General features: G+C 48.0%; 27 protein-coding genes. 3 read left to right on the plus strand and 24 right to left on the minus strand.

All coding sequences use genetic code 11. From position 1 onward, the window contains the following. Positions 1-176: 176 nt before the first annotated feature. The 10 genes from V3C63_RS02350 to V3C63_RS02395 all read right to left on the minus strand — a co-directional run bounded on the left by V3C63_RS02350 (position 177) and on the right by V3C63_RS02395 (position 9065). Positions 177-845, minus strand: a complete 669-nt coding sequence (locus tag V3C63_RS02350) for an L-fuculose-phosphate aldolase (RefSeq protein ID WP_329886199.1) — start codon at positions 843-845, stop codon at positions 177-179. 39 nt (positions 846-884) lie between these two features. Next, positions 885-1919 carry a 2-hydroxyacid dehydrogenase gene (locus V3C63_RS02355; protein ID WP_329886200.1) on the minus strand — a complete coding sequence of 345 codons (1035 nt, stop codon included), beginning with the start codon at positions 1917-1919 and terminating at the stop codon, positions 885-887. 3 nt (positions 1920-1922) lie between these two features. Beyond that, positions 1923-3455, minus strand: coding sequence for an FGGY-family carbohydrate kinase (locus V3C63_RS02360; RefSeq protein ID WP_329886201.1), 1533 nt, complete (start codon positions 3453-3455; stop codon positions 1923-1925). Positions 3456-3630: 175 nt separating this feature from the next. After that, the gene (locus V3C63_RS02365) at positions 3631-4566 is read right to left on the minus strand and encodes a sugar-binding transcriptional regulator (protein WP_329886202.1); all 936 of its coding nucleotides are present in this window, start codon (positions 4564-4566) and stop codon (positions 3631-3633) included. 487 nt (positions 4567-5053) lie between these two features. After that, positions 5054-5548 carry a hypothetical protein gene (locus V3C63_RS02370; protein ID WP_329886203.1) on the minus strand — a complete coding sequence of 165 codons (495 nt, stop codon included), beginning with the start codon at positions 5546-5548 and terminating at the stop codon, positions 5054-5056. Beyond that, complete coding sequence (locus tag V3C63_RS02375; protein WP_329886204.1) at positions 5548-6381, minus strand: metal ABC transporter permease; 834 nt, start codon at positions 6379-6381, stop codon at positions 5548-5550. The genes V3C63_RS02370 and V3C63_RS02375 overlap by 1 nt, the downstream gene beginning before the upstream one ends. Next, on the minus strand, positions 6375-7136 hold the full coding sequence (locus tag V3C63_RS02380; RefSeq protein WP_329886205.1) for a metal ABC transporter ATP-binding protein: 762 nt from the start codon (positions 7134-7136) through the stop codon (positions 6375-6377). The genes V3C63_RS02375 and V3C63_RS02380 overlap by 7 nt, the downstream gene beginning before the upstream one ends. A 35-nt stretch (positions 7137-7171) precedes the next feature. Beyond that, on the minus strand, positions 7172-8191 hold the full coding sequence (locus V3C63_RS02385; RefSeq protein WP_329886206.1) for a metal ABC transporter substrate-binding protein: 1020 nt from the start codon (positions 8189-8191) through the stop codon (positions 7172-7174). A gap of 76 nt (positions 8192-8267) precedes the next feature. Next, a complete protein-coding gene (locus V3C63_RS02390) occupies positions 8268-8585 on the minus strand; it encodes a hypothetical protein (protein ID WP_329886207.1) in 318 nt (105 codons plus the stop codon). A gap of 42 nt (positions 8586-8627) precedes the next feature. Next, on the minus strand, positions 8628-9065 hold the full coding sequence (locus V3C63_RS02395) for a Fur family transcriptional regulator (RefSeq protein WP_329886208.1): 438 nt from the start codon (positions 9063-9065) through the stop codon (positions 8628-8630). 441 nt (positions 9066-9506) lie between these two features. Here V3C63_RS02395 and V3C63_RS02400 point away from each other — a divergent pair, with 441 nt between their 5' ends. Then, positions 9507-9653 carry a ComC/BlpC family leader-containing pheromone/bacteriocin gene (locus V3C63_RS02400; RefSeq protein WP_329886209.1) on the plus strand — a complete coding sequence of 49 codons (147 nt, stop codon included), beginning with the start codon at positions 9507-9509 and terminating at the stop codon, positions 9651-9653. Between the two features lie 51 nt (positions 9654-9704). On the opposite strand, the gene V3C63_RS02405 is transcribed toward V3C63_RS02400, so the two are convergent. The 12 genes from V3C63_RS02405 to V3C63_RS02460 all read right to left on the minus strand — a co-directional run bounded on the left by V3C63_RS02405 (position 9705) and on the right by V3C63_RS02460 (position 21208). Continuing rightward, on the minus strand, positions 9705-11114 hold the full coding sequence (locus V3C63_RS02405) for an ABC transporter ATP-binding protein (RefSeq protein ID WP_329886210.1): 1410 nt from the start codon (positions 11112-11114) through the stop codon (positions 9705-9707). Beyond that, complete coding sequence (locus V3C63_RS02410; RefSeq protein ID WP_329886211.1) at positions 11111-11806, minus strand: energy-coupling factor transporter transmembrane component T family protein; 696 nt, start codon at positions 11804-11806, stop codon at positions 11111-11113. Before V3C63_RS02410 ends, V3C63_RS02405 begins: the two co-directional genes overlap by 4 nt. After that, entirely contained in the window at positions 11806-12420 is a 615-nt protein-coding gene (locus tag V3C63_RS02415; RefSeq protein ID WP_329886212.1) for an MptD family putative ECF transporter S component, read from the minus strand. Before V3C63_RS02415 ends, V3C63_RS02410 begins: the two co-directional genes overlap by 1 nt. An 18-nt stretch (positions 12421-12438) precedes the next feature. Further along, positions 12439-13179, minus strand: coding sequence for a class I SAM-dependent methyltransferase (locus V3C63_RS02420; protein ID WP_329886213.1), 741 nt, complete (start codon positions 13177-13179; stop codon positions 12439-12441). Further along, complete coding sequence (locus V3C63_RS02425; protein WP_329886214.1) at positions 13180-13764, minus strand: L-2-amino-thiazoline-4-carboxylic acid hydrolase; 585 nt, start codon at positions 13762-13764, stop codon at positions 13180-13182. Beyond that, positions 13761-15515 (minus strand): ABC transporter ATP-binding protein, encoded by a 1755-nt coding sequence (locus V3C63_RS02430; RefSeq protein WP_329886215.1) that lies wholly within the window; start codon positions 15513-15515, stop codon positions 13761-13763. The genes V3C63_RS02425 and V3C63_RS02430 overlap by 4 nt, the downstream gene beginning before the upstream one ends. Then, entirely contained in the window at positions 15512-17254 is a 1743-nt protein-coding gene (locus tag V3C63_RS02435) for an ABC transporter ATP-binding protein (RefSeq protein WP_329886216.1), read from the minus strand. The genes V3C63_RS02430 and V3C63_RS02435 overlap by 4 nt, the downstream gene beginning before the upstream one ends. Continuing rightward, on the minus strand, positions 17247-18713 hold the full coding sequence (locus tag V3C63_RS02440; protein ID WP_329886217.1) for an ABC transporter ATP-binding protein: 1467 nt from the start codon (positions 18711-18713) through the stop codon (positions 17247-17249). Before V3C63_RS02440 ends, V3C63_RS02435 begins: the two co-directional genes overlap by 8 nt. After that, positions 18710-19414, minus strand: a complete 705-nt coding sequence (locus tag V3C63_RS02445; RefSeq protein WP_329886218.1) for an energy-coupling factor transporter transmembrane component T — start codon at positions 19412-19414, stop codon at positions 18710-18712. The genes V3C63_RS02440 and V3C63_RS02445 overlap by 4 nt, the downstream gene beginning before the upstream one ends. Beyond that, positions 19415-20014, minus strand: a complete 600-nt coding sequence (locus V3C63_RS02450) for an MptD family putative ECF transporter S component (protein ID WP_329886219.1) — start codon at positions 20012-20014, stop codon at positions 19415-19417. A 67-nt stretch (positions 20015-20081) separates the two neighbouring features. Next, positions 20082-20696 (minus strand): TetR/AcrR family transcriptional regulator, encoded by a 615-nt coding sequence (locus tag V3C63_RS02455; protein ID WP_329886220.1) that lies wholly within the window; start codon positions 20694-20696, stop codon positions 20082-20084. A 197-nt stretch (positions 20697-20893) separates the two neighbouring features. Continuing rightward, positions 20894-21208: a helix-turn-helix transcriptional regulator gene (locus V3C63_RS02460; RefSeq protein WP_329886221.1), complete on the minus strand. Its 315-nt coding sequence runs from the start codon at positions 21206-21208 to the stop codon at positions 20894-20896. A 310-nt stretch (positions 21209-21518) separates the two neighbouring features. Between V3C63_RS02460 and V3C63_RS02465 the strand changes: the two genes are divergently transcribed. After that, positions 21519-21665, plus strand: coding sequence for a hypothetical protein (locus V3C63_RS02465; RefSeq protein ID WP_329886222.1), 147 nt, complete (start codon positions 21519-21521; stop codon positions 21663-21665). 270 nt (positions 21666-21935) lie between these two features. Here V3C63_RS02465 and dhaL read toward each other — a convergent pair whose 3' ends face one another. Both dhaL and dhaK read right to left on the minus strand, forming a co-directional pair. Further along, positions 21936-22571 carry a dihydroxyacetone kinase subunit DhaL gene (gene dhaL, locus V3C63_RS02470; RefSeq protein ID WP_329886223.1) on the minus strand — a complete coding sequence of 212 codons (636 nt, stop codon included), beginning with the start codon at positions 22569-22571 and terminating at the stop codon, positions 21936-21938. A 133-nt stretch (positions 22572-22704) separates the two neighbouring features. Then, positions 22705-23697: a dihydroxyacetone kinase subunit DhaK gene (dhaK, locus tag V3C63_RS02475; protein ID WP_329886224.1), complete on the minus strand. Its 993-nt coding sequence runs from the start codon at positions 23695-23697 to the stop codon at positions 22705-22707. Positions 23698-24293: 596 nt separating this feature from the next. Between dhaK and glpK the strand changes: the two genes are divergently transcribed. Next, entirely contained in the window at positions 24294-25802 is a 1509-nt protein-coding gene (gene glpK, locus V3C63_RS02480; protein ID WP_329886225.1) for a glycerol kinase GlpK, read from the plus strand. The last annotated feature ends 49 nt before the right edge of the window (positions 25803-25851 follow it).

A 25851-nucleotide genomic window follows, 5' to 3' on the forward strand; every position in this document is an offset into this window, starting at 1 on the left:
ATACCGCTTGTTCAAGGGATGTCAAGGTTTACAGGCGCTTTTGAGCCGCCCCGCAAAAAAAGAAGGCGCAACGCCCTCTTTTTCCATAGCCAAGTTTCCAATATTAAAGATTATCGTGGTTTTTATCGTTACAAATTTAACCCGGCTCTTCGAAATCGGATTTTCATTTTTATATATTATTTTCGTTTGATGGACTCCATGTGTTTTTGACCGTAATCATCGCGGAATTTAACCATCATGCGTTCCATCTCATCTTCGTCTAAGATCACAGGCTCGCCAATCGATCTGGCGATCACGTAAACCCGTGCGCATTGTTCGATTTGTTCCGCAACATTAAATGCACTGGCAATATTCTTTCCGCCCGCGGTCATCCCGTGATTGGCCATGAGCGCCGCCTGACGATCCCGCATGGCATCAAATGTCAGCCTGGCTAATTCCGGTGTTCCATAAGAGGCGTATCCGCCGCAGCGAATTTCCGGTCCGCCAAACGCGACCAGATAACTTGACGCCGGCAAAGGCTCTCGCAATGTTGCCAAAACTGTGCAATATGTCGAATGCGTATGCACAATTGCGTCGATATCGTCCCGGTCTGTATAAAAAATGCGATGCAAATCTTTTTCGCTCGATGGCTTGCGATCGCCGTCGACGACATTGCCGTCGAGATCCATGACCACGATATCTTCTGGGTTTTGTTCAAAATAATCGATGCCGGACGGACTGATCGCAAATAATTCTTTCTCGCGGTTAAAAATACTAATGTTGCCGCCGGTTCCTGTGGTGAGGCCGGCTGTGATTAATTTTTTGCAATAAATGACGACGTCATTGCGTTCTTGCTTTAACAACATGGTTATTCCCCCTTGATGTTTGAATCGATTATATATGGATTAATGGTAGTGATACAATAGTGGTTTGCCGGCGACAAAGCGTTTGACATCGTCAACGACTTGCCTGGTGTGATTCGTCAGTACATCGTCTGTCGCACCGGCGATGTGCGGCGTAATCACCACGTTATTGAGTTCTGTAATATAGGGATGGTTACGGGCAACGGGTTCTGAGGCGTAGACATCCAGGGCCGCCCCCCTAATGCGTTTTTCGCGCAATGCATCGACGAGCGCATTTTCATCTAAAATGGCTCCGCGCGATGAATTGATCAAATAGGCCGTCGGCTTCATCAGCTTTATCATCTTGTCGCTGATGAGCCCTCTTGTCTGCGGTGTCACTTTCAGGTGACAGGTCACAAAATCTGCCTTCTTCATCAAATCCTCGAGATCTTCAACTTTTTCGATCCCGATTTCTTCGATGTCGATCGGACAGCAGAACGGATCATAAATCAAAAGCTTCATCCCCATCGCTCGGGCGATTCTGCCAACGCGCTTGCCAATGCTGCCGTAACCGACGATCCCCAGTGTCTTGCCTTTAAGCTGGGTCTCCTTGAATACAACATAGGGCGATCCCGGGTTCATGTCCCAGATCATGTCGACTTTCAGGCCTTCTTTTGTTTCTTTGTGATATTCAGGATCCGCTGTATATTGACCTTGTTTGAGGGCCATATGCGCCATCGGAATTTTGCGGGCAATGGCGAGCATCAGGCCGATCGTCATCTCTGCCGCCGTATCGGAATTGCGCCCCGGCGTATAAATGATCGGAATATTTTTCACCTCAGCCGCTTCTATATCGACATTAACCGGCGTCGCACGGGTCACAGCGATGAGCTTCAGCTTTGATGCTCCGTCGATGACTTTTTTTGTGACATCGTCATAACTCGTGATGATGATATCCGCATCTTTCGATTTTTCCGCAAATTCTTCTTCTGTCATTTTTGCTTTGCCGATGGCCCAACCATCTTTAACGACTTCCCCGATATCGTATAGCGGTTTCAGCGCCTCTTCATCGTATTCCGCAGTAAAAAATATTTTCATGCTTTATTCCCCCTCGTCATGGCCAAAATATTTGTCCAAAATCGCCGCCCGCTTGTGCCACAAGCTGTCATTCGCTTTTCGAATGTCGACATAAAGTTCGTACAAATCGCTGTAAATTTTCGTCTTTTCCGGATCCGGACGATGCATCTTTTTCGCGTAACAGCAGGCGCGCTTGGCTTCGGTCAGATCTTTGTAGCAGCCTGCCGCAACCCCCGCTAACATGGCCGCGCCTTTAGCGCCGAATTCATTTCCAGCCGAAATAATCACCTGAACGCCAAGCATATCCGCGATCATCTGCGACCATATTTCACTTTTTGCGCCACCGCCAGCGAGATAAATCTTGACATTTTTATCCAAATGATTCAGGCAATCTTTGATCGAAAATGTAATGCCTTCATAAACCGCATGAACCAAATCGGCTCGTGTCGTGTGCGCACTGATGCCGAAGAAATTGGACTTTGCATCCGGATTATAAAACGGCGCTCTTTCACCTGCCGCACTGATATACGGATGATAGATCACACCGCCGCTGCCCGGGCCGATATCCTTAATCATCGTGTCAATTTGATCAAAATCATTGGTAATTGCAATTTCAGATAAAGCCCAATCCAAATTCGGTGTTCCATTCATCGTTGCTTGAAGATTCATAAAGATATCATCAGGCGCATGTTTAATATAGCGGGTTCTCGGCGCACCAAAACGACAATCGGCTTTGTGGCCAAAAGTTTCTGTCGCACAGGTCGTCCCCAAAATCGTGCAAATATCTGTTTCGTCAATGGCACCGATGCCGACCGCCGTTGCCGCCACATCAATGGCGCCGGCCACGACCGGCGTCCCGGGGGTTAACCCCAAATCTGACGCGATGGCATCGGTCAATACGCCGGCCGTTTCCATCGCATTTTTCACTGGCGGAATTAGGTGGATATAATCATTTAATCCCAAGGCGTCAAATACCTCGGCTGCAGGGTTGCCGGTTTGTGCGTCTAAAATCGACGTGCTGCCGTCACTGAAATCGCCAAAATATTCCCCCGTCAGTTTAAATCGCACAAAATCTTTGCAGAACAACATGTGCGCCGCACGATCTAAGGTCTTTTCGCGATGCGCTTTCATCCAGCTCAATAACATAAGCTGTGTTCCGGTTAACGGCGGTGATCCTGTTTTTTCAAAAATCATATCGCCCAATGCTGGATTTTCTTGAGTGACTTTGTCGACCTGATCTGTCGCACGCCCATCACACCACAAAATTGCATTTTGAACCGGCTCCCCGTTTTCATCGAGGAGCCAAATCCCTTCCCCTTGGCCGGTAACCCCGATACCGACAATATCGTCTTTACTAGCCGGACCTTCCGCAACAATCTGCTTCAAGCACACGACAATCTTGTTCCAAAGTAAATTCATATTTTGTTCAACCGAAGCTTCCCCGATGTAGATCGGTTCATTTTCGAGAGCATGAACCAATAGCTCCCGTCCAATTTCATCGAACAAAACGGCCTTGACACTTGATGTCCCCGCATCAATGCCAATTAAGTATTTCATAGCTTCCTCCCCCGAAACAAATGTAACATATGTATATTTTTTTTACGTTTGTCTTTAATTCAATTATAAGGGGGTTCTTATACATTTGTCAAGCATCCTTACAATATTATTTGCTCAAAAAAGACCGCTGAATCTAATTAAAACTTCAACGGTCCATTATTAAGATCCTGCTCATTTATGCTAAGCAGCTTACAATATTTTGCGCGGTTTCGTCATCAATAATGAGGGTGTCAATGACGCCACTATTAAGACAACCAATGACCGCATTCATTTTATCTTTCCCGCCAGCAATGGCAACAACGTTTGGAATCTTTTTTAGCAGATTCATGTCAGCGCTAACTACACGATTTCTGAGCTCGCACCCGCGCCATTCACCATCTTGTTTGATTGGATTAATACAAATATCTCCAATATAACCCGCATCATTTAATCCTTTTAATTCCAATTCGGATAATAAATGACGGCGTGAAAGCGAAGCGTTCTTATTCAATTGACCAATACCAAAAACAGCCATGTCGCAACCTTCCATGCTCGCAAACGATTTTTGAATAACAGGCTCTGCCATCAATAACTTCTTAGCCTGCGGGCTGGCCAAAATAACCGGCGAATACAAAATCTTGCAAGCACAGTCTAATTTATTCGCTAAAGCTCTTGCGATTTCGTCGGATTTTATACTTTTCTGATCGTTGTTTTCCGCGCCAACCATCTGAACCACTTGACATTCAGATCGATTCAAATAGGACATGTGTTTAATGGTTTCAGCCAGCGTGATCCCCCAGGAAACACCGATGTTCATTTTCTGCTTAATCGCACTTTCAAGATAAATGGCTGCACGCGCCGCAAGCATTGGCAGGAAATTTTTTTCACCGTAGGTGTCAGCGACAATCACTTGTTTAAGTTCAAAATGATTCTCTATCAAGCTTGCCGTTTCAATATTCGTGTCTCCAAAGCCGTTAACCCGAATGGTTACAACACCAAGTTTTTGAAGCTCGCCTATCATCCGATTGACCTTCTGGCGCGTCATATTCAGTTTTTTTGCAATTTCATCCTGTGTTTCGCCCATCGTATAGTACAAATGTGCGATCTTGATATACAATTCTCTATTGGTCATTCTCGTATGTCTCAGTGTATTTGTTTTATTCACCTACGTTGGCTGGTGCTTACCAAGTGCTGCCGTGCCTAATGCCGATAGTAACAGGGCAAATCGCAGCGGCACATTTCAATCTTTTTCAGGATCTGAGCCCCTGGCGTTTATCTGTTGTCTCTTTTATCGTTTCTTCAACTGCCGTTCCAAATTTGCGTCAGATTTTGCTTTGCCCACCATCTGTCTTCGACTAAAGCGATCTTACGGGTGTCTTCTCTATAGTGGTCGTCTAACTTTCCGCTTCATCGCTGGCGCTTGTCACTCTTTTGGCTAATTGATCGTGATCTTTCTGATTCTTTCGTTAGCCCTCACCCTTCAACATTTTACCCTTAATTCCATATATTATTATATCGCCGTCCCAGATGATGTCAAGATTTTTAGGCAACCATCAGCGCGCAAAAAAAGAAGGCGCAACGCCTTCTTTTGGCCGCTTCGCATTTCGCTTGCCGCGCCTCTACAAAAGCTTGGCACCCACCAGGTGACAATAGAGTGCGCCCTTTTCCCGATAGGTTTTGAACCGACCTTCGACAGTGATTTCGCTGTCCTTGGCCGGATAATCCGCCGGATAGGCGTGCTTGCCGGCGAGAACAAACTCAATGCCCTGGGAGCAGCACGCCGTCGCATCCTGAATGACGCAGGAAAAGTATACCCGCTTGTTTTCTTCCAGCACGTTAAAACGGCCCTTCATGCGGACCCGCCTCCCTTCGTAGGCTTTGGGCTTTTGCATCATGCCCGTCACCTCGGCGTATACCGCGGTGCTGCTCATCACCGAAAGGTCGAGGGTTTCTTTTTTTCGGTTGGCCGCGGCGACGCTGTCGGTCTCACCGCCTTTGGCCGCGCCGGCGGCGTCGGACGGTGCCCCGCCGCAGCCGGCGAGCACCGCCGCCAGCATCACAGACAGCAGCAACAAAGCCGCCCCCTTTCTCCGTGCGTCTTTCATCCATCTCATCAGCTCACCGCCTTCCCGGCCAGCCAGAAAACGGCAAACACCGCGAGGTCGACGGCCACAATGGTGGAGCCCACCGGCGTCCCGGCGCACACCGAAATCAAAATGCCCGACGCGGCGCCGATCACCGAGACGACCACCGAGCAGATCGTCACCGAAAGAAAGCTTTTAAACACCCGCATGGCCGACAGCGCCGGGAAAATAATCAGCGCCGAGATGAGCAGCGAGCCCACCAGGTTCATCCCCAGCACGATAATCACCGCGATCACCACCGCGATGAGCAGGTTGTAGGCATCCACCGGCGTGCCTGCGGAGCGGGCGAAGGCCTCGTCAAAGGTCACGTCGAAAATATGATGATAAAAGAAGATAAAGACCGCCGTCACGAGCACCGACAGCCCCACACACAATGCCACCTCTTCATGGGAGAGGGTCAGAATTGCCGTGGAGCCGAAAAGCGTGCTGCACACGTCGCCGGAGAGATTGGCCGAGGTGGAGAAAACATTCATCACCAGGTAGCCAAAGGCCAGCGATGCCACCGAGATCATCGCGATGGCCGCATCGCCCTTGATCTTCGCATTCCGGCCGGTGCGCAGCAGCAACACCGCACTGACGATAGTCACCGGCATCATCAGCACCATGTTGTTGGTCAGCTTCATGACGGTGGCTACCGTCATCGCGCCGAACGCCACATGGGAAAGCCCGTCGCCGATAAAGGAAAAGCGCTTGAGCACGAGCGTTACGCCGATCAGCGAGGAGCACAGCGCAATGAGCACCCCCACCACCAGCGCGTAGCGCACAAAGGCGTGACCCATATACAGGCTGATGGTTGTTAGCATCGGGCTTCACCTCCCCGCCAGTCCACAAAGCGCCGGCCGATATCGCTGGCCAGATACGCCTTGCGGGTGCCGAAAAACGGGCGGCTCCCCACGTGGAGAATATGACTCGCATAGGTCACCGCCTCGCCGACGTCGTGGGAGATCATGATGATGGTCAGTCCCTGGCGGTTGAGCTCGGCGATCAAGGCGTACATTTCCGTCGTAACCCTGGGGTCCAGCCCCGCCACCGGCTCGTCCAAAAGGAGCATCCGGCCGGCAGCGCACAAAGCCCGGGCCAAAAGCACCCGCTGCTGCTGCCCGCCGGAAAGCTCCCGGTAGCAGCGCCGCGCCATATCCGCGATGTCCATGCGCGCCATGTTCGCTGCCGCCCGGGCTTTTTCCGCCCGGGTATAAAAGGGACGAAAGCCCCGCCGCTGAAAGCCGGAAAGCACGATCTCCCGCACCGACGCCGGAAAGTCCCGTTGCACCTCGGTCTGCTGGGGCAGATAACCGATGTCTCGATTGCTCAGCCCCGGAGCAAAAACGATGCTGCCCCCGAGAGGCGGCACAAGCCCCAACAAAGTTTTCATCAACGTCGACTTGCCGACGCCGTTCTCCCCAACGATACACAGATAATCTCCCGCACACACCTCAAAATTGATGCGGGACGCCACGGCCTGTGAGCCGTAGCCCAGCGTCACGTCTGTGCAGGTGATTTGCGGCGCCGCTTCCTCCGGCGCTGCGGCTTTTAATTGCGTTGCTTTCTGACGGTTCATCCGTTTCTCCTGTCAATGTCAAAACCGGTTAGAAATCAAAGGGCCTTCCGCAGAACCTTGAGGTTGCTCTGCATCACCGAAAGGTAGGTGGCTCCGCCTTTGATGTCCTTCGACGTGGTGGACTGCATGGAATCGAGGGTCAGGATTTTCTGATTCTTCTTCTTGGTGTTTTTAATGATGGTTTTTGCGATTTTATGATCGTTGTTTTCGATGGTCATCACGGTTTTCAGGTTCAGCGCGTCCACCTTCTTCGCTAAGAAAGCAATGGTCTTAAAGCTCGCCTCGGATTCCGCCGAGCAGCCGACAAATGCCGCGTAATAATCGAGGTGATAATCGTCGACCAGATAGCGGAAGGGGAAGCGGTCGCCGAAGACAAGGGTTTTGTTTTTCGCCGCGGCCGTGGCCTTGGTGTAATCCGCGTCGAGCGACGCGAGTTTCGCGTCATAGGCCTTGAGGTTTTTCGCATAGGTGTCAGCGTGGGCGCTGTCGGCTTTGGCAAGCGCCTTTTCAATGGCCGCGCAGAGCGTTCTGGCGTTTTTCAGCGACAGCCACACGTGTTCGTCGTATTCGACCTCTTCTTCGCCGCCCTTTTCGTCGTCTTCCTTCTCGGCCTGCATGCCTTCCTTCACTTCCTCTTGCTTTTTGTTCTTGCCCATGACCTCCATCAGGTTGATAACCTGCATGTTTTTATTTTTGGCTTCCTTCAGCGCGTCCTTCACCCAGCCGTCGGATTCGCCGCCGACGTGGATAAACACATCGCAGTTGGCAATCTTGGCGATGTCCCCCGCGCTGGGCTGATAGCTGTGCAGGTCCGTGCCGTTCTTTAAGAGCAGGGTCAGCTCGGTATCGGCCGCCCGCTTGCCCAGGATTTGCTTCGCCCAGTCGTATGCCGGGAAGACGGTGGCGACCACCTTGAGTTTTTTGCCGCCGGCCGCGCTTTTTTTCGATTCGTTTGCTTTGCCGCAGCCCGTCGCAAGCAGCGGCAAGCAAAGCGCCGCCATCAGCACGAGCACGATCAGGGTCCTGATGCCCCGTTTTTGTTTTGCTGTTGTCATTTGTTAAACCTCCGAAATTGAAAATGAATGGTGTCTGTTGTTCCCGATTTGAATCTTTCGTTTCAACCTTAGAAGCTCAATCGTCCAGGCGCACCTTGGCCGCCACCAGGGTCTGACTTGCGGCGGGGCGCCCCGCCGCCCGCATCGCCGGCACGAGCAGAAACCAAAGGCCGCAGGGCGTCACCGCAACCGCGACACTGCCGCCCGCGCCCAAAAGGGCCAGCTGATGCTCACACTGGGCCACGGCGGCGCAAATCGGACAATGATCGCCGCTGCAGTCGTGCCCCGCTTCCGCAATGACAAAAAATAAAAAGGCAGCGACCGTCGCCACGATCAGCAGACTGACGATGCGACGCGCGCTTAAAACCGCTCTTTCGGACGCTTTTGCTGTCATCGTGTGCTCCCCTCCTGTGAAATCCCAAATCCGGCTCCCGGACTACGGCGCGCCGTTTTCTTTCTGCCTCCGACACGCCTCGCACAGCCCGTAAAAAACCGTTCGTTTCGGATCCAGCGCAAAACCGTGCTCCGCAGAGAGATGGTCGCAGATCACCTCCAGCACGTCACAGTTCAGGTGAATCAGCTTGCCGCAGCGCTCGCATTTTAAATGATAACAGGTGCCGCCGGCCGCGTGGGCCCCCTCGCCAATGTATTCAAAGCAGGCCGAATGCCGGCCCCCGCCGTTGTATTTTTCCACCGCGCCTTCGTCCACCAGACGCTCCAGCTGGCGATAAACCGTCGTGCGCCCGATCGGCCGGCCCGCCGCACAAAGATAGGCATAAACATCGCCGGCCGTCACGTGACCGGTCTCCAAACTTTTCAGCGCTGCGAGAATCTCGTCTCGCTGTCTGGTTTTGTATTGTCCTCTGCTTCCCATATCGGCCCTCACGCTTCCAATCCGCTTCAATCTGAATTTGAAATTATGTTTCATTTTAAGCGCTGCGCCGTTATTTGTCAATATGAAATTTAATTCCAAATTGATTTTGCGTATTCAAACGCTTAACGCATGTGCACCACTTTCAAACATCAAATTCAACTTGCAAATCAATAAGCAATAAAATTTTAGATTAATTTGACATTTCGTGCTGTTATTTTATTTGCAAAATATTGTAACAATAAGACAAATATTTACTCATATTGTGGCCGCCATCATTAAATGCAGAAGGCAAAGCGTATTTATAGAGCCTATTTTAAAAAAATCAACAATGACACATTATACAAGGCATCGCAGGAATAGAAATATCTGGAGAAAATACAAAAAATAATAACAAAATATTGTTGTAAAGAATTTTTTATAAATAGAGTAAGGAAATAAAGCATGAATAATTATAAACTTTTAACTGAAAAAGAATTAGATCAAGTATCAGGAGGAGGCGGATGGCTTAGTCTTGGAATAGGCATTGCGAGTGAGATTCCCGATTTTATTAAAGGCGCTAAAAGGGCTATAATCGTGCCAAAAAAATAAACGTCGGTATTAAATTCGAAAATCAGAAAGGTCATATGACTTTTCTGATTTTTACAAACATTTTTCGCTTTGTATTTTGTCTATATTTACTCTGTATTCACAGCAGGCACGCATAAATTCCTCATCATGAGTGATGACTAAAATGGTTTTTCCTTTTTTCGCGGCGTTTTTTAACGCCGCTGCAATCAAAAACATATTTTCGGCATCCAATCCGCTGGTGGGTTCGTCAAGTATCAAAATATTTTTGCTCGACAGCAGCGCACAGCATACTGCCAGTCGTTGCTTCTGTCCTCCTGACAAAGAAGCCGGATGGGAATCTTTATAGTCGTACAGCTGCATATTCTCAAGTAAATTTTTTGCCAGTTCTAAATTTTCTACATCGCATTTTGTTCCAAGCAAAAGTTCCTTTGAAACACTTTCCGTGAAAAATTGCGTCCCTGTGTCATTTGAGCAGTAATAAATATGATTGCGCAGCTTTCTGTGTTTTGCTTTTTCACCATGAAGATAAATATTACCTTCTTTTGATTTTTCCAGCCCGCTCAAAATTAATGCCAAGCTGGTTTTTCCGGCACCGTTACTGCCTGTAACGGCGGTGATGCTGTTCTCATTAGCAAAAATATCCACGTCCTTTAATATTTGTTTCTTGTTTTTTTTGAGCGATATCCTTTCTCCTTTTATTGCAATACTGTCCGTTAGGGACGGGGCAGCCTGTTTTGTAGACGGTATATCCGCAACGCAACGAAGTCCCTTGGAAATGCGTTCACGTTTATCCATTGTACTGAACTCTGAGGGACAATATGCACGCTGTATCCGCCCGCCTTCCATGTACAAATATCTGTCGGCAAGCTCTCCCATCCAACTGAGACGATGCTCGGCAATCAGCAATGCGTATCCCGCTTTCTTTAACTCTACAAGAATATTTTTCATTTGCATGATGCCGTCTTTATCCAGATTTGCGGTCGGTTCATCAAATACAAAGGCCTGCGGATGCATAGCATATACGGAAGCTACTGCCGTTCGCTGTTTTTCGCCGCTTGAAAGTAAATCCAGGGATATACTCCCTATACTCTCCAATCTCATCTTACGGATAGCGTCCTTTGTTCTCTTTTGAATGTCGAATTGTGCGAAACCGTAATTTTCACAGCCAAACGCGATCTCGCCCTCAAGCTCCGACGAAAAGAACTGTCTTTGCGGATCTTGAAATATACTGCCTACCGCTCTGCCGATATCATAGGACGGCATTGTTTCAATATCTTTTCCTGCGATTCGTATGCTGCCTGTTTTTATCCCTTTGTAATACTTCGGGGCCAGACCGTTGACCAGTCTTGTAATGGTCGTTTTTCCGCATCCGGATTTTCCGGTAAGAACCACACATTCGCCGGCTTTTATCGTTAAATTTATATTCGTCACACCGTGGTTGCTGTCAGCATACCGAAAGGAAACATTTTTTAAGTCGATCATATTCTGATGCCTCCGATCCACAAATAACCCAATGCCGAAGCTGCCCATAAAATCATTACCGATATATCCGTTATTTCAATCCTGCTCTCATAGTAGCTGCTTCTTATTCCCGGCGACTCTCCGCCTCTTGCAATAGCTGAAACGGAAAGCTGATCGGCTATCATCAAAATTCTGATGAGGAGGGGGATCAGCACGTATTCGCAGCTTCTTGCAGGTGCTTTCAGTATACGTTTCATACCTGTCAAATTCCTGCTTTTCATGGACAGGCACACACTCCTCAGCTCTGATTTCATGGTAGGAAAAAATCTGAATACTACAAGGACACCCAGAATAGCCGATGTAGGAAGGTGAATGCCGCTTAGGAACGCTGAAACCTTTCCGGGCGGGGTTGTAATCAAGTCCCACGATACTAAAATGACAGGTGAAAGATTCCAAAGCATCAGTACATAAAATTCCGAAAAAATCACCATATGAAGTCCGCGGTGTTGTATGGCATAAAGCAAAAGTCCCAGCAGCATATAAAATATGCCGTAGTTAAATATAATTTTCAGCTTCCCCTGCGCCGCAAGGCACAAACAGGCGGTAATCGTAAGGATACAACTGAGGATAACATCTTTTCCCAGCGAAGCGGCTGTCAGCACACAAAAGAAACCCCATATTTTAGTGATGACAGCAAGTGAAACTTTCTTCATTATAAAAGTCCCGCTTTTTTGAAGTGCTTTCCAATAATTTTTTTGCCTACCAAACTGCCCGCAAGTCCGCATACCGTGGTAAAAATCACAATGAGGGCGATCCATCCGGGAGTCTTATAATAGTGGACATACGCGTCTATATAGCTTTGCTCCATGCCGCTGCTTTTTGCAAAGCTGTAATAGGTTTCCCAGAAGAACCAAATCGGCAGTAAATTGACACCGTTATACAAAAGACTGGAAACGGTCCACGCCGCCATAATTTGTCTGGGATTTCTTTCAGCGCAATCTTTCCACAAGATCGCTTCGCATATCATACCGACAGCTGCAAAATAGGGTAAAAGATACCAGTTCCCCATCAGCATATAAATCATACCTACGATGCTCATATAAACAAGGGTAACAAAGTGTTTTCTTACCCGACACAAAAGCAGATAATAGACCGGTGCGCATAAAAACATGGTAAAACCGACTGATAAAACCATACTGACAAAATGATTGGCCATGCATACCATATTTACAAGAAACTGGATAAGAATGAGAAAGAGGCTCAACAGGACCACCGCAATGACATCTTTTATTTCCCATTTTAATGTTTTATTTTTTTCATTCTTCATTTGTTTTTCTCCTTAATATTACTTTTTTGCTTTAACGAAAAAGGTCGGCATCGTGCGATACCTGAGTGCCATAAAGGGATTCCAATACTTCTCCTGAATAAGCGCCCCGCTTCTGATGTCCTGAAACCCTGTTTCCCTGCATATTTTCAAATCCCATTCCGGACGTTTGATATAACTCAAAGGTAGTTTTTTCAATTCGTCCATCATATCTGTATCATGATAATAATCCTGAAAAGCTCCGTAGCGTTTCGTTAAAAGGTCTTCATCCGACCGGAAGAGCTCTGCCTGTTTCTCTCCCCAAAAAGGGAACAGCCAATTCGCATCTAAGTTCAATATACATCCGCCGGATTTCAAAATCCTGTACCACTGTGCATAAACCCTTTTCGGATGATTGAATAGCCAAAAGGCATGTCTTGAGACCACCGCATCAAAGGTATTCTCAGCAAAATCCATTGACGCTGCGTCTTCAAGCATGAAAGTGATTTTATCTGAAAATCCCAAGCTCTCAGATATTTTTTCGGCTTCCTTGAGCATAGCGGCATTATTGTCTATTGCGATGACTTCACAGCCCATCTTTGCAAGAAGCAACGAAATAAATCCGGTTCCGCATCCGACATCTAAAATTTTCTCCTTCTTACAATCCCCAAGACTCTGTTCTATCAAAGCTTTCCATTCCGAACCTGTTTCCTCGATTTCTCGCAGAAGAAACAGCTTCATTTTTTCGGCATCCTCGGACCATTTTTCTTCAGCCTTATTCATTTAATTCTTTCCTTTTCTGTTTACAAAACAGAAATCGCATTTTTCACCGTTCATTCCCAGCGTCTGGCTTCGCTCAAAAACAAAGTCCTTTATGTTTCCAAATACAATATGATCACACAGACAGAATATTTCAGAGAGCTCCGGGCATTCAAAAAACTCGCAGGTATCCGCCCAAAGGCATTTGAGCACATCAACGCGGTAGTTTCTCCTGTCATTTAATAAGATTTCGCTTTTCCATATTTCATCGCCCGACATCCCTTTGCTCATAAACACGCGGAACAGCCCGAAAAAACCGGGGATATGAAAAAATGTTTTCAAAAGCTTATGCGCCTTTTGGGCAATATGAAATGAATACTCTTTTACCAATTCTTTTGCCTCGTCTTTTGGAAGACCTTGATCTATGAAGCATCGGTACAAGGCGATATTGGAGATGATGCTGCTTTTTTGCCTTTTTTTCTGTTTTTCTGTCCATGCCCCTCGATTGATTCCTTCGATGAGCTGCTTCATTTTCGTTTTATGTTCGGCGTCTATCTCCTTTAATATCTGCGGATCTAACTTTCCGAAGTAAAATCTTTCGTATGTCATGCCCGACCTCCTAATTTCCATCCGATCGCATTTTCCCGGATTTCCACAAATCGCCGGTAAAGCCCTTCCTGCCGTATCAGCTCCTGATGTTTCCCTCGCTGCACAATCTGTCCATCCTCAAGAACGAGAATCTGATCCGCTCCCCGTACCGTATTCAGCCGATGAGCGATCATGAGAAGCGTTTTATCTCTTGTCAGCTCCGCAATCGCCTGCTGCAGCTCCCGTTCGTTTTCAGGATCAACACTTGCCGTAGCTTCATCTAAAATGACGACGGGCGCATCCTTCAAAATCGCTCGTGCAATGGATATTCGCTGCTTCTCCCCGCCGGAAAGGGTTGCCCCGCCTTCTCCGATCTTTGTTTGGTAGCCGCCCGGAAGTGCGGATATGAAATCATGACAGCACGCTTTCTTTGCCGCTGACATCACCTCTTCTCTTGTCGCCTGCGGTTTTCCGAAAAGAATATTATTTTCGATGGTATCCTCAAAAAGGTACACCCTTTGGAATACAATGGAAAAATTCTTAAGAAGGCTGTCGCAGGTATAGTCTTTCACATTAACGCCGCCTAAAAGAATTTCACCACTCTTTACATCCCAAAAGCGTGCAATTAAACTGCAAAGCGTTGTCTTGCCTGAGCCCGAGGGACCTACAACGGCACAGCTCGTTCCTTGAGGAACAGAAAAGCTTACATCGTGCAGGATTTCCTTTTCATCATACGCAAAGGAAATGTTGGAAACGGTAATATCGCAATCTTTTGGGGCAATGTCCGTTCCGTTTTCGTCCAGAAGCGGCATGCTGGATACCGTTTCCAATCTGTCTAAAGAAGCATCCACAACTCTCGCAACGGCAGCCGTACTTCCTGCAAGCTCCACGGTCGTATAAATCATAAAGCTTGCGACAATGAGGAGCAGGCACTTTTCAGGAGTTGTTTCCCCGTTCATAAGCAGGTACGGCGCAGCAACTAGGATTGCGAATCTGGCAAACTTGAATACCATTTGAAAGACGGCCGCCAAACCGGAGAAAACTTTTTCTAATGCGATGTTTGCCTCCGCACTTTCGCTGATGGCGGCGTCTACGGATTTATCCGAACGGTCGGCAAGTCCGAACGCCTTGACCACAGTCATGCCCTGTATATATTCCAAAATACCTGCCACAAGCCCTGCCTGCGCAGCCTGCCTGCGCGGAGAATACTTCGTGCCGGCTTTTTGTGTTTTTGCGTACACGCAAAGGGCAAGAAAAAGTCCTATGAACATTAAAACTCCAATTTGCCATTCATAAAATAAAAGCCATATCCCTATCACTACGGCATGGATAAATCCTCCGGCTACCGCTTCCAAAACGGTAACCGCGCTGGTTTCCAGATCTCCGAGCGTTGTAGTAACCGCCGCCGTAATATCTCCAAGCCGATGCTCGTTAAAATATCCCATCGGGACGCGTTTTAGTTTTTCTCCAAGCTCCATGCGCCATTCGGAACACATAGAAAAGCTTCCAAGGGTTCTTTTTACAGAGGAAAGATTCGTAAAGAGTATGCGCCCTGAAATACTTAAAAGCATAATCCCCAAGGCTGCCCATACCGTTTTAACCGGCATGGTGCCGCTTGAGAGCGATAACAGGATTCCATTCAGAACCGTAAGCACCGCCATAATGGGAAGCATCTCAAATACGGAATTGCACATATGAAAGATAAACGATAAAATCAGTCTTTTTCTTTCCGTTCCGGAAAAATCCAAAAGTCGCCTGAACATGCGAATCATGCTGACACCTCCTTCGTATCAAGTGTGCTGATATGTGCATCCCAAAGCTCCCTGTAAAGAGCACAATTTTGGATAAGCGCGGGATGTTTTCCTTCCGCTTCTATATTTCCTTCATTCATGACGATAATCTTATCAGCAGATGTAATGGTAGAAAGACGGTGCGCAATGACAATCAACGTTTTTCCCGCCACAAGTTCGCTGATGGAATGCTGGATGACCGACTCGTTTTCAGGATCCGTAAAGGCTGTAGCTTCATCCAAAATAACGACGGGGCTGTCCTTTAAGATGGCTCTTGCAATCGCGATGCGCTGCTTTTCGCCGCCGGAAAGATTGCTTCCGCTGTCTCCCGCGACGGTATCGTAGCCGTTTGGAAGCGATGTGATAAAATCATGGCATGCCGCTTTTTTCGCTGCGTTTTCGATTTCCCCGTCCGTAGCGTCAGGCTTTCCGATTCGTATATTTTCCCGTATTGAAAGATGGAACAGGTAATTGTCCTGCGAAACATATGCGATATGTTCCATGATCTGTGAAAGCGGTATGTTCTGCACATCGACCCCGCCTATTTTCACGGTTCCGCTTCCCGCGTTCCAAAAAGATGCAATGAGTCTGGCGACCGTCGACTTGCCTGATCCCGACGGTCCGACGAAAGCGGTCATTTCGTTTGCATCAGCCGCAAATGAAATGCTGTGCAAAACCTCTGTATCCTTGTAAGAGAAGGAGACGCTTAAAAACTCTATTTTCTCCCCATCAAGCTGCGCTCGCTTTTCCGGGCGTTTCATTTCTTCCGTATCTAAAAGACTGCCGATTTCTTTCACGGTGGCGTCTACCATAGCCAGGCTGTCTGTATATCGCAATGCCTGAATCAGCGGAGCGATCAGCCCCAATGATAAAATAATGCAGGATATCAAACTGCCGGCGCTTATGCTTCCGCCTATATAAAACAAGCTTCCGACAGGAAGAACGCCGAGCAGACTGGAAGGGGCTATTGCAATCCCTGCCGCATAATAGGGATTCGTCTTTTTGAACCAGTCCGATTTAGCATTTTCATTCTCTTTCACGGATTCCGCATATTTGCGGTAAGAATCGCTGCTTTGATTAAAAGCCTTGACGACTTCGATTCCCCCTATATATTCAACCGTAGCGGCATCCATCGCTTTGGCGGCTTTCATAACTCGGTCATAACGCTTCTCATAATCTTTCATCATTCCCATATAGCAGAGCATTCCGACAGGAAAGGTTGCCAGAGCAATCAGCGCCAGCCTCCAATCAAGAAACACGAAATAAATCAGCATGAAGACAGGAATCATAATATTAGCCGTCAACTCCGGTATCATGTGAGCAAGGGGCAGCTCCAATTTTTCCACTGTATCAACGATCATGGTTTTGAATTTCCCGGAAGGCGTATCTAAGACAAATCCCATAGGTACCCGTGATAATTTTTTTGTAAGCGCAGTACGAATATTTTTCAACACAGTGAATGCAGCTCTGTGAGACCGTACAGTAGATATGGTTGACAGGTATAGCTGCAGAAGATAACCCGAAAGCGCAATGACCGCCATCAATACGATTGATTTCAAGCTATAGGCGCCGGAACATATTTGAATAATCATGCGTGAAACTGCGATATACGGGACGATTCCAAACCCCGCGCCAAGAACGGCAAAAACAACCGAGCTGACAAGCAGACCTTTGCAGGACCCGGCAAACTCAAATAAGCGATGTAATGTTTTTTTATTCATTCCGATCTCCTCCCGCCAAGATATAGTTTTCGATATTTCCCTTTTCTTTACCCTTTAAATCGGCAATCATTTTACCGCCTGACAAAAGCAAAACTCTGGAACATATTGTTTTTATAAATTCGATATCGTGGGTAATAACGAACAGAATTTTTCCTTGTTCGGAAAGCCGCTCTGTCATCGTTCCCACTTCCCGCATGCTTTTTAAGTCAAGCCCGCTGGTCGGTTCATCAAAAATAAGAATTTCTTTATCACAGAGCAAACTGATTGCCACGGCAAGCCTTTGTTTTTGTCCTCCTGAGAGCGACAAGGGATGTCTGTCTTTCCATTCAGAAAGAGATAACATCGACAGCGTTTCATCAATACAAGTCTCATTTACTGTTTTCGTTCCAAGTGTGCATTCGGTTTTTACACGATCCGTAAACAGCTGATGTCCGACATCCTGCATTACCATATAAGATTTTTGAATGCGTGCCTTCGCCGTCAAATTCCTGCCGTTTACCAATATACTTCCCGATTTTTGCTTGAGCAGTCCGCATACAGTGCGCGCCAGCGTCGTTTTCCCCGCTCCGTTGGCACCGGTAACGGCGACGATTTCTCCGCCGTTTGCGGTGAAGGAAATATTTTGCAAAATCGTATGTTTCCCATATTTGACGCTGATATCTTGCAGTTCTAAGATGCGTTCGGAAATTTTTTTGATATTGATATTTGTTTCGATTTCAGAAAAATTTCGGCACCTGAGTCCCATATTTTGTATCCGCTCAGCCGGCAGTCTGCAAAAAACCCGCATACTCATATTCCTGAAGATCTGACCGTCCTTCATTAAGAGGACTCTGTCTGCGAGATCCGTTAAGTACCACAGGCGGTGTTCGGCAATGATAATCGTTTTTCCCTGCCGCTTGATTCTTTCTATCAGTTTTTTCAGTTCAAGCACAGAGTGAAAATCCAGATTGGAAGAGGGTTCATCCAATACGAAAATATCCGGATTCGCGGCATATACGGACGCAAAGGCGATTTTTTGTTTTTCTCCGCCGGAAAGTTCAAAAATGCTGCGCCCTCTTAATTTTTCTATGTGCAGATCTTTAACAACCCTTTCAAGCTGCTGTTTTAATGCTTCGGGCGCAAGCGTTCTGTTTTCCAGTCCGAAAACAATTTCACTGTCCGTATCCGTATTGAAAAATTGCGTTCGCGGATTTTGAAAAACCGTTCCGACGCTATCGGAAAGAGTGGCGATTTCAGTCTCGGCAACGTTCATTCCCTTTACCGTTGCTTTGCCTGAAATTCTTCCTTCAAAAAAATGGGGAATCAGCCCGTTCACTAATCTCGTGAGAGTTGTTTTCCCGCACCCGGATGCACCGCACAAAAGAACACATTGTCCTTTAGGAATATTTAAGTGCAATTCACGTAGAGAAGCTCCTTCCGAATTTCGGTATGAGAAAGAGATTTTTTCAAATTCTATCAAGAAAATACACCTCCCCGTAAAAAATCAAAAACTATCATACAAATAATCCCTATATATAGCATTACGATCAGGGCATCCCGGATTGAAAAACCAACTTGCTCTATACAGCTGCGTCTTCCCGCATGATCAATCCCTCTGGTAATTGCGGCCTGCGTGATTTCATCGGAGATTTTGGAAGCAGATACCAGCATCGGTACATACACGTACTCCATTGTTCTGAGCGGATGCCGCAAAAATCCTGCGAAAGAAACGGTGATCCCCCGAAGAGCCATGGCATCCTTAATATAGCCCCATTCCTCGGTCATTGTCGGGAAGTATCGCAACGTGACGGAAAGTGCAATCGTAAATCCTTTCGGCAGATGCAATCGGCTGAGTGCAGCGAGAAAAGCACTCACCTTTGTCGTGCGTATTAAAAATGCGCCGAGCATAAAACAGGGAATCAGTTTTCTTATATAGACATCGAACATATATATGACGCCTCCGACTGCAACGGGTAATCTTACTATCACAAACAGCTGAATCATCAACAGCACAATAAAAAAAATTCCGTATTTTGAAACAGTCCGGAACTCTTTTGCCTGCAAAAGCAAGAATGCGGGAACTGCTGTAAAAAGGCATTCGATGACGATACGTTCATTCAGAAAAACGGAAACGCCGGTTATTGATAAAATCAGAAGTTTTGTTCTGGGATCCAAATGCATCTATATGATCCCCACCTTTTCAAAATGCTTTTTCAACAACTTTTTGCCGATCAAGCCTCCGATTACGGCACAAAGAATTGTCCCTGAAATCATCAGAGGGATAATCCACCAATTTACCCTGATCGCATGGATGATTCCCTCAAAAGAGGAAACATTTCCCTTTTTACGCATGAATGCATCAAACTGCGCGGGCATGATGGCCATTGGGATATAGGCACCCATCGGTGACAGCGCAAATATACAATAGGCCAGTAAATTCCTTCTGAATGATTTGAAATTCCCTGTCGAGCAAATATAATCCGCAATAAATCCGAATACGATGAAAAATGCGGACATCATCCAAAACATACCGGTAACAAATAACAGGATCCCGGCAAGTATGCCAAGGATGGAAAGCGAACCTCGCTTCGGTATTTTAGCGGTATATAACATAAAGACGCTGCCTGCAAATAAAGCGACTATCATCGGCATAAACGGAAAAGTGACAGGTGTCATCTGTGCAATACCGCCGATCACAAATGCAATGACAAAATAAATAAGCGAAAAAACGCCTATAGAAATATAATCTCGTGTCTGCAATCTGTTCTCATTTTTCTTCATAATCAAACACATCCTTTCTAAATAAAACCGTTAGTGTAGTCTAACCAAGCTGTAAAATTTTTAAGTCTTATGTAAGCCTTAAAAGTCCGGTCCATCCGGAATTAAAAAAAACGGCAAGCTCTTCAACATATTCTATGGCCTGTTCTCTCGTCATATCATGAACGACTGTTTCAAATGCAGCGGTAAAATATGCACTGGTAATCATGTGATGAAGTTCATGGCTGATACTTCCTGTCATTTTGCCTTTCTCTTTGAGGACGGCATAGTATTTTTCTGTACGAGATACATCCAGTTCTACAAGTTCGTGAATATAATCTGCGTATTTTGTGCCTTCGGAGCAGCAAATCACAAGTTTGAATTCCTCAAAATGATCATAAATATAATTTATAAAATGCAGAAGATATTTTGTAGATAATTCCCAGCTCTCATCAGTCCTATTTTCAGGGATTAAATCAAAATGCGCATCCTGAGCAGCTCTGAATTGCTCGATCAAGCCGTCTGCCGCCTCGGAAACAAGCGCTTCAAATAAAGCCGCCTTATCCGGGTAATATCCGTAAAAAGCTCCCTTTGTAAATCCCGCTTCCGCTACAATTTTTCTAAGGGACGCATCCTTAAAGCCTTTTTCCAAAAACTCCCGCTTGCCGGCCTTTAATATTTTTTGTTGCGTTTCCGATATGTTCATTGAATCCCTCCGCATTTATATTCCATCGGTATATACCACTGGTATATTAACATGGTTTTTATTTTTGGTCAATATCCTTCGGATTATATGGGCCTATTTTATTATCCTTTTTCTTTAAAAGCGTAAAGAAAAAGCGCCGCAATTTTACAACCGCAACGCTTTTTCATAAGCTCTGTTTATGCCGTGAAATAACCTGATCAATCCCTTATTATCATCTGCATTTTTTCTCTATATTCGGTGGGCTTCATTCCTGTATGCTGTCTGAACCTATCGGATAGACTGCTCGTATATTTGTAACCGACCATTTCGGCAATTTGAGAGACCGGAAGCACTGTATCTCTCAGGAGATGTTCCGCATGTGTCATACGGCGCGTAACAATATACTGCTGAATACTTATATGATATACATCCTTGAATATATATTTTAACTTAGCCTGACTCATACAGGCAATTTGCGCAAGAAAATCCATTCTGATATCTTCAGCATAATGGTCGTTAATATAATTAGCCACAGAGATAACGGCATCCAAATCATCATATTGGATCTGGGCTGCGGTGCAGGTTGTCTTGGAATTGCAGTTATACAGGACGGAAGCAACCGCACGGGTGTTCTTTTTGATAGACCAGACATGAAGTCACTTATTGAAGAAACCGTAATATGTTGTTCGCCATTGCAGGCGGTGCGAATTTCTTTGCAAAGTTGAAAAAACATTAAATCCCGGTGGAGTAGTTGTGTGCTTAAATGAAGGAATTGAAGCAGATTATTCCGGACCGTGGGATATGATTTTAGGCTATATGGCATTTAATTGACAGGGGATGCCGATGGGTGTCATCAAAGGTCAAATTGCCGATGCAGCAAAAGCCGGAGGGTTTCATTCCATCGAAAACCGCAATGTGCTTCTCAGCACCGGTATGCACGATATCAATATTTTAAGAAATAAAAGCAGATTGAATTCAGAACTTTTATGAGGAGATCTATAAATTAAAAATACCAAACATGGATTCCTGATGCCGACAACCTGGACGGAACAAGGCAAAATGTTATTAAAAAACGATCCATACCGAATCCACCAAAACGCACAAACAACCTTTGATGCCGGTCTGAATCCTTTGTGCTGCACGGCTGCGCCAGGGCTGAAATCAAAGCGCTGCCTCAACACAAAACAAGCCGCCCTTCAGATCTTTTCGCGATTGGCAAAAGACCTGAAAGGCGGCTTTAAAACTTGCGTTGGTTAAAAACTATTTGGCTTCGGCAACAGCTCTCGCCGCCTGCACCATATAGGTGATGGACGTCGCGCCCGGATCCTGATGGCCGATGGAGCGTTCGCCCAGATAGCTCGCGCGGCCCTTGGTCGCGATGATGGTCTTGGTGTATGCCACGCCCTTCCAGGCGGCGTCTTCCGCGTCGGCCAGGGCTTCGGCGGTGCTCTTGCCCGCGGCGATCCCCGCGTCATAGGCTTCCTTGGCCGGCATCACGGCGTCGAGCATGGTTTTTTCGCCGGCGACGGCTTTGCCGCGCTGCTGAATCCCGCCGATGGCCGCTTCAAACATCGCGGAGATGTCTTCGGCCGAAAGTTCTTCCTTGCCCTTCATTGCCATGCCGGCGCGCATGTAGGCGGTACCGTAAAGCGGGCCGGAAGCCCCGCCGACGGTGGAGACGAGCGTCATGCCGACCTGTTTTAAAATCGCGTCGATGGTTTTATCTTCGATGCCGGGCAGTTTTTCCATCACGGCTTTAAAGCCGCGGTTCATATTGATGCCGTGGTCGCCGTCGCCGATCGCCTGGTCCAGATCGGTCAGCTCCTGATGATGAGCTTCAATGCGTTCGTCCGCCGCTTTGATGAATGCTAAAATATCTGCTTTTGTCACTGCCATGTGATTACCTCGTTTCTTGAATATTGACCCCATTATAAACCATCGGCGAAGGATTGCAACGCCGCGGCCACAATGCGCTCAAAAAAGAATGACAGACCGAGGCCTGCCATTCGTCGTGTTTTTGATTGGGCGATTAGTCCTGGGTGAAAGCGACCGTATCCGCCGGAGCCAGAAGCAATGCTTTCATTTCGTCGTCCAGTTTGAGCAGCGAAATGGAAGCGCCCGCCATATCCAGGGATGTCATCACATTGCCGACATAGGTCTTGGCAATCTTGACGCCCTTGCCGGCCAGCACATCGTGGACGCGTTTGTTCAGGATGTACAGTTCCATCAGCGGGGTGCCGCCGGAGCCGTTGATGATGACCGCCACTTCGGAGCCGTTGGTGTAGTCGACATCGTCGTTCATGATCTTGTCGAGCAGGTGATCGACGATGGCATCGGCCGGCTGGAGCTTTTCGCGGGAAGTCCCCGGTTCGCCGTGGATGCCGATGCCCAATTCCATTTCGTCTTCACCGAGTTCAAAACCCGGTTTGCCGGCGGCCGGCACGGTGGACGGCTTTAACGCCACGCCCATGGAACGGGTGTTGGCGACCACTTTGTCTGCCACGGCCTTCACTTCCGCAAGGCTCTTGCCGGCTTCCGCCGCCGCTCCGGCGATTTTGTGAACGAAGATCGTCCCGGCGACGCCGCGGCGGCCGGTGGTGTAAAGCGAATCTTCCACGGCCACATCATCGTTGGTGACCACTTCAGCGATCTCCACGCCGTCGGCCATTTCGCCGGCCATTTCAAAATTCATCACATCGCCGGTGTAGTTCTTGACCACCATCAGCACGCCCTTGCCGGCATCCACCGCTTCGATGGCCTTTAAGATTTCGTCCGGTGTCGGCGAGGTATAGACCGGGCCGGGAACCGCCGCGTCGAGCATCCCGGTGCCGACGAACCCGCCGTGGGCCGGTTCGTGGCCGGAGCCGCCGCCGGAGATCACGGCCACCTTGCCTTCTTTTTTCTTCGCGCGGACAATCACGTTGGAATCTTCCAGCCGTCTGACCTTATCCGGCTCCGCCAGGCACATCCCGTCAAGCATTTCGCTTTCGACATTTTCGACGTCGTTGATAAATTTCTTCATCGCAAGAAAATCCTCCTTAGGGTATCTAATTTAGTTTTATTATAGCACGTAATCATTTTCTTAGCAGATTTCTTTTTTAAAATTTTCCGTTTTTTATCCGGGCGCCCGAAAAAATCCAAATGCCCGCCAAAGGCGCGTCTGCCTTTTTCCGGCCGCGCCTTTTTTTCGCATTTGCAAAAGCGCCGCTGCCCTGCCGAGGACCGGCCGCCCGTCGGAGGCGCACCCGTCAAAAAAATTTTGCGATAAAAATTTTTTAAAGCCTTGAAGATCGTGAAAAATGAGATAAGATCATTGCGAACGCAAAAATTAGAAAATATTTTTGAGTTGTAAACCCTTTACACGTTTTTTAGAATGTGATATGATGAAGGTACAAAAAAGACGAGCAGGTCTTTCATAATCTTGGCAGGAGGAAATGGAGCGGGCCGTACCAGCAACGAAGCGTTGTGTTATTTGTGTACTGTCCTTTTTTAATGACCACTTTCCCGATTTAACAACCGGAGAACTCATCGGGGCCGAACCGCCTGTCGGCCAGTGTGATTTAACCGCGCATGCGCGTTAAATAAATTCATACATTATAAACATAGGGGGTTTATATTATGGCAAAATACGTAATGGCGTGCGACGCCGGGACAACCAGCTCGCGAGCAATCTTGTTCGATCACGACGGTCAGATTGTCAGTGTCGCACAGCACGAATTCCCGCAGATCTATCCGCATCCGGGCTGGGTCGAACACGATCCGATGCAGATCTGGGCCACCCAGAACGCTGTCTGCGCCGAAGCCATGGCAAAAATCAACGCCACCGCCGAAGATGTCGCGGCCATCGGGATCACCAACCAGCGTGAAACCACCATCGTGTGGGACCGCAAGACCGGCGAACCGGTTTACAACGCCATCGTCTGGCAGTGCCGCCGGACCGCGTCCTATGCCGACCGCTTCCAGGCCATTCCAGGCTTTGCAGATTACGTTCAGGACAATACCGGGCTGGTTCTCGACCCGTATTTCTCCTCCACCAAGCTGCTGTGGATCCTCGACCACGTCGAAGGCGTCCGCGAAAGAGCCGAACGCGGCGAGCTCGCCTTCGGGACCGTCGACTGCTGGCTGCTGTGGAAACTGACGGAAGGCAAGGTCCACGCGACCGACTACTCCAACGCTTCCAGAACGATGCTCTTTAACATCAAGACCCTCAAATGGGACGAAAAGCTCTGTGAAACCTTCGAATGTCCGATGTCCCTGCTGCCGGATGTCCAGCCCTCGTCGAGCATGTTCGGGACCACCACCCTCTTCGGCGGCGGCGAAATCCCGATCACCGGGATCGCAGGCGACCAACAGGCGGCCCTCTTCGGTCAGGCCTGCTTCGAAGCCGGCATGGCCAAAAACACCTACGGCACCGGCTGCTTCCTGCTGATGAACACCGGCGAAGAACCGGTTAAATCCGAAAACGGCCTGCTGACCACCATCGCCTGGGGACTCGGCGGCAAAGTCAACTACGCCCTTGAAGGTTCGATCTTCGTCGCCGGCGCCGCCATTCAGTGGCTGCGGGACGAGCTGCGCATGGTCGACTCCTCGCCCGACTCCGAACACTTCGCGAAAAAAGTGGCCGACACCAACGGCGTCTATGTCGTTCCCGCCTTCACCGGCCTGGGAGCTCCTCACTGGGATGCCTATGCCCGCGGCGCGATCGTCGGCCTGACCCGCGGTGCCAACAAAAACCACATCATCCGCGCGACCCTCGAATCCCTCGCTTATCAAACCCGCGATATCCTGGACGCGATGGAAAAAGACTCCGGAACTCCGCTGCAGTCCCTCAAGGTGGACGGCGGCGCCTGCAACAACAATTTCCTGATGCAGTTCCAGGCGGATATTCTCGGCGTGCCGGTCGATCGCCCGTCCATCGTCGAAACCACCGCTGAAGGCGCTTCCTACCTCGCCGGTCTCGAAGTCGGCTTCTGGGACAACCAGCAGGACGTCGTCGATCACTGGAATATCGACCGAACCTTCGAACCGATGATGGATGCCGACACCCGTGCCAAACTCTATAAGGGCTGGACAAAGGCCGTCGGCCGCTCCATGCACTGGGTCGATCCGGACGAAGTCGAAGAATAAACGCGATTCAATTCAATTATCATTCTGGTCGTATTCAATAAAACGACAG

The sequence above is a fragment of the Pseudoramibacter faecis genome (assembly GCF_036289405.1).
GTDB lineage: Bacteria > Bacillota > Clostridia > Eubacteriales > Eubacteriaceae > Pseudoramibacter > Pseudoramibacter faecis.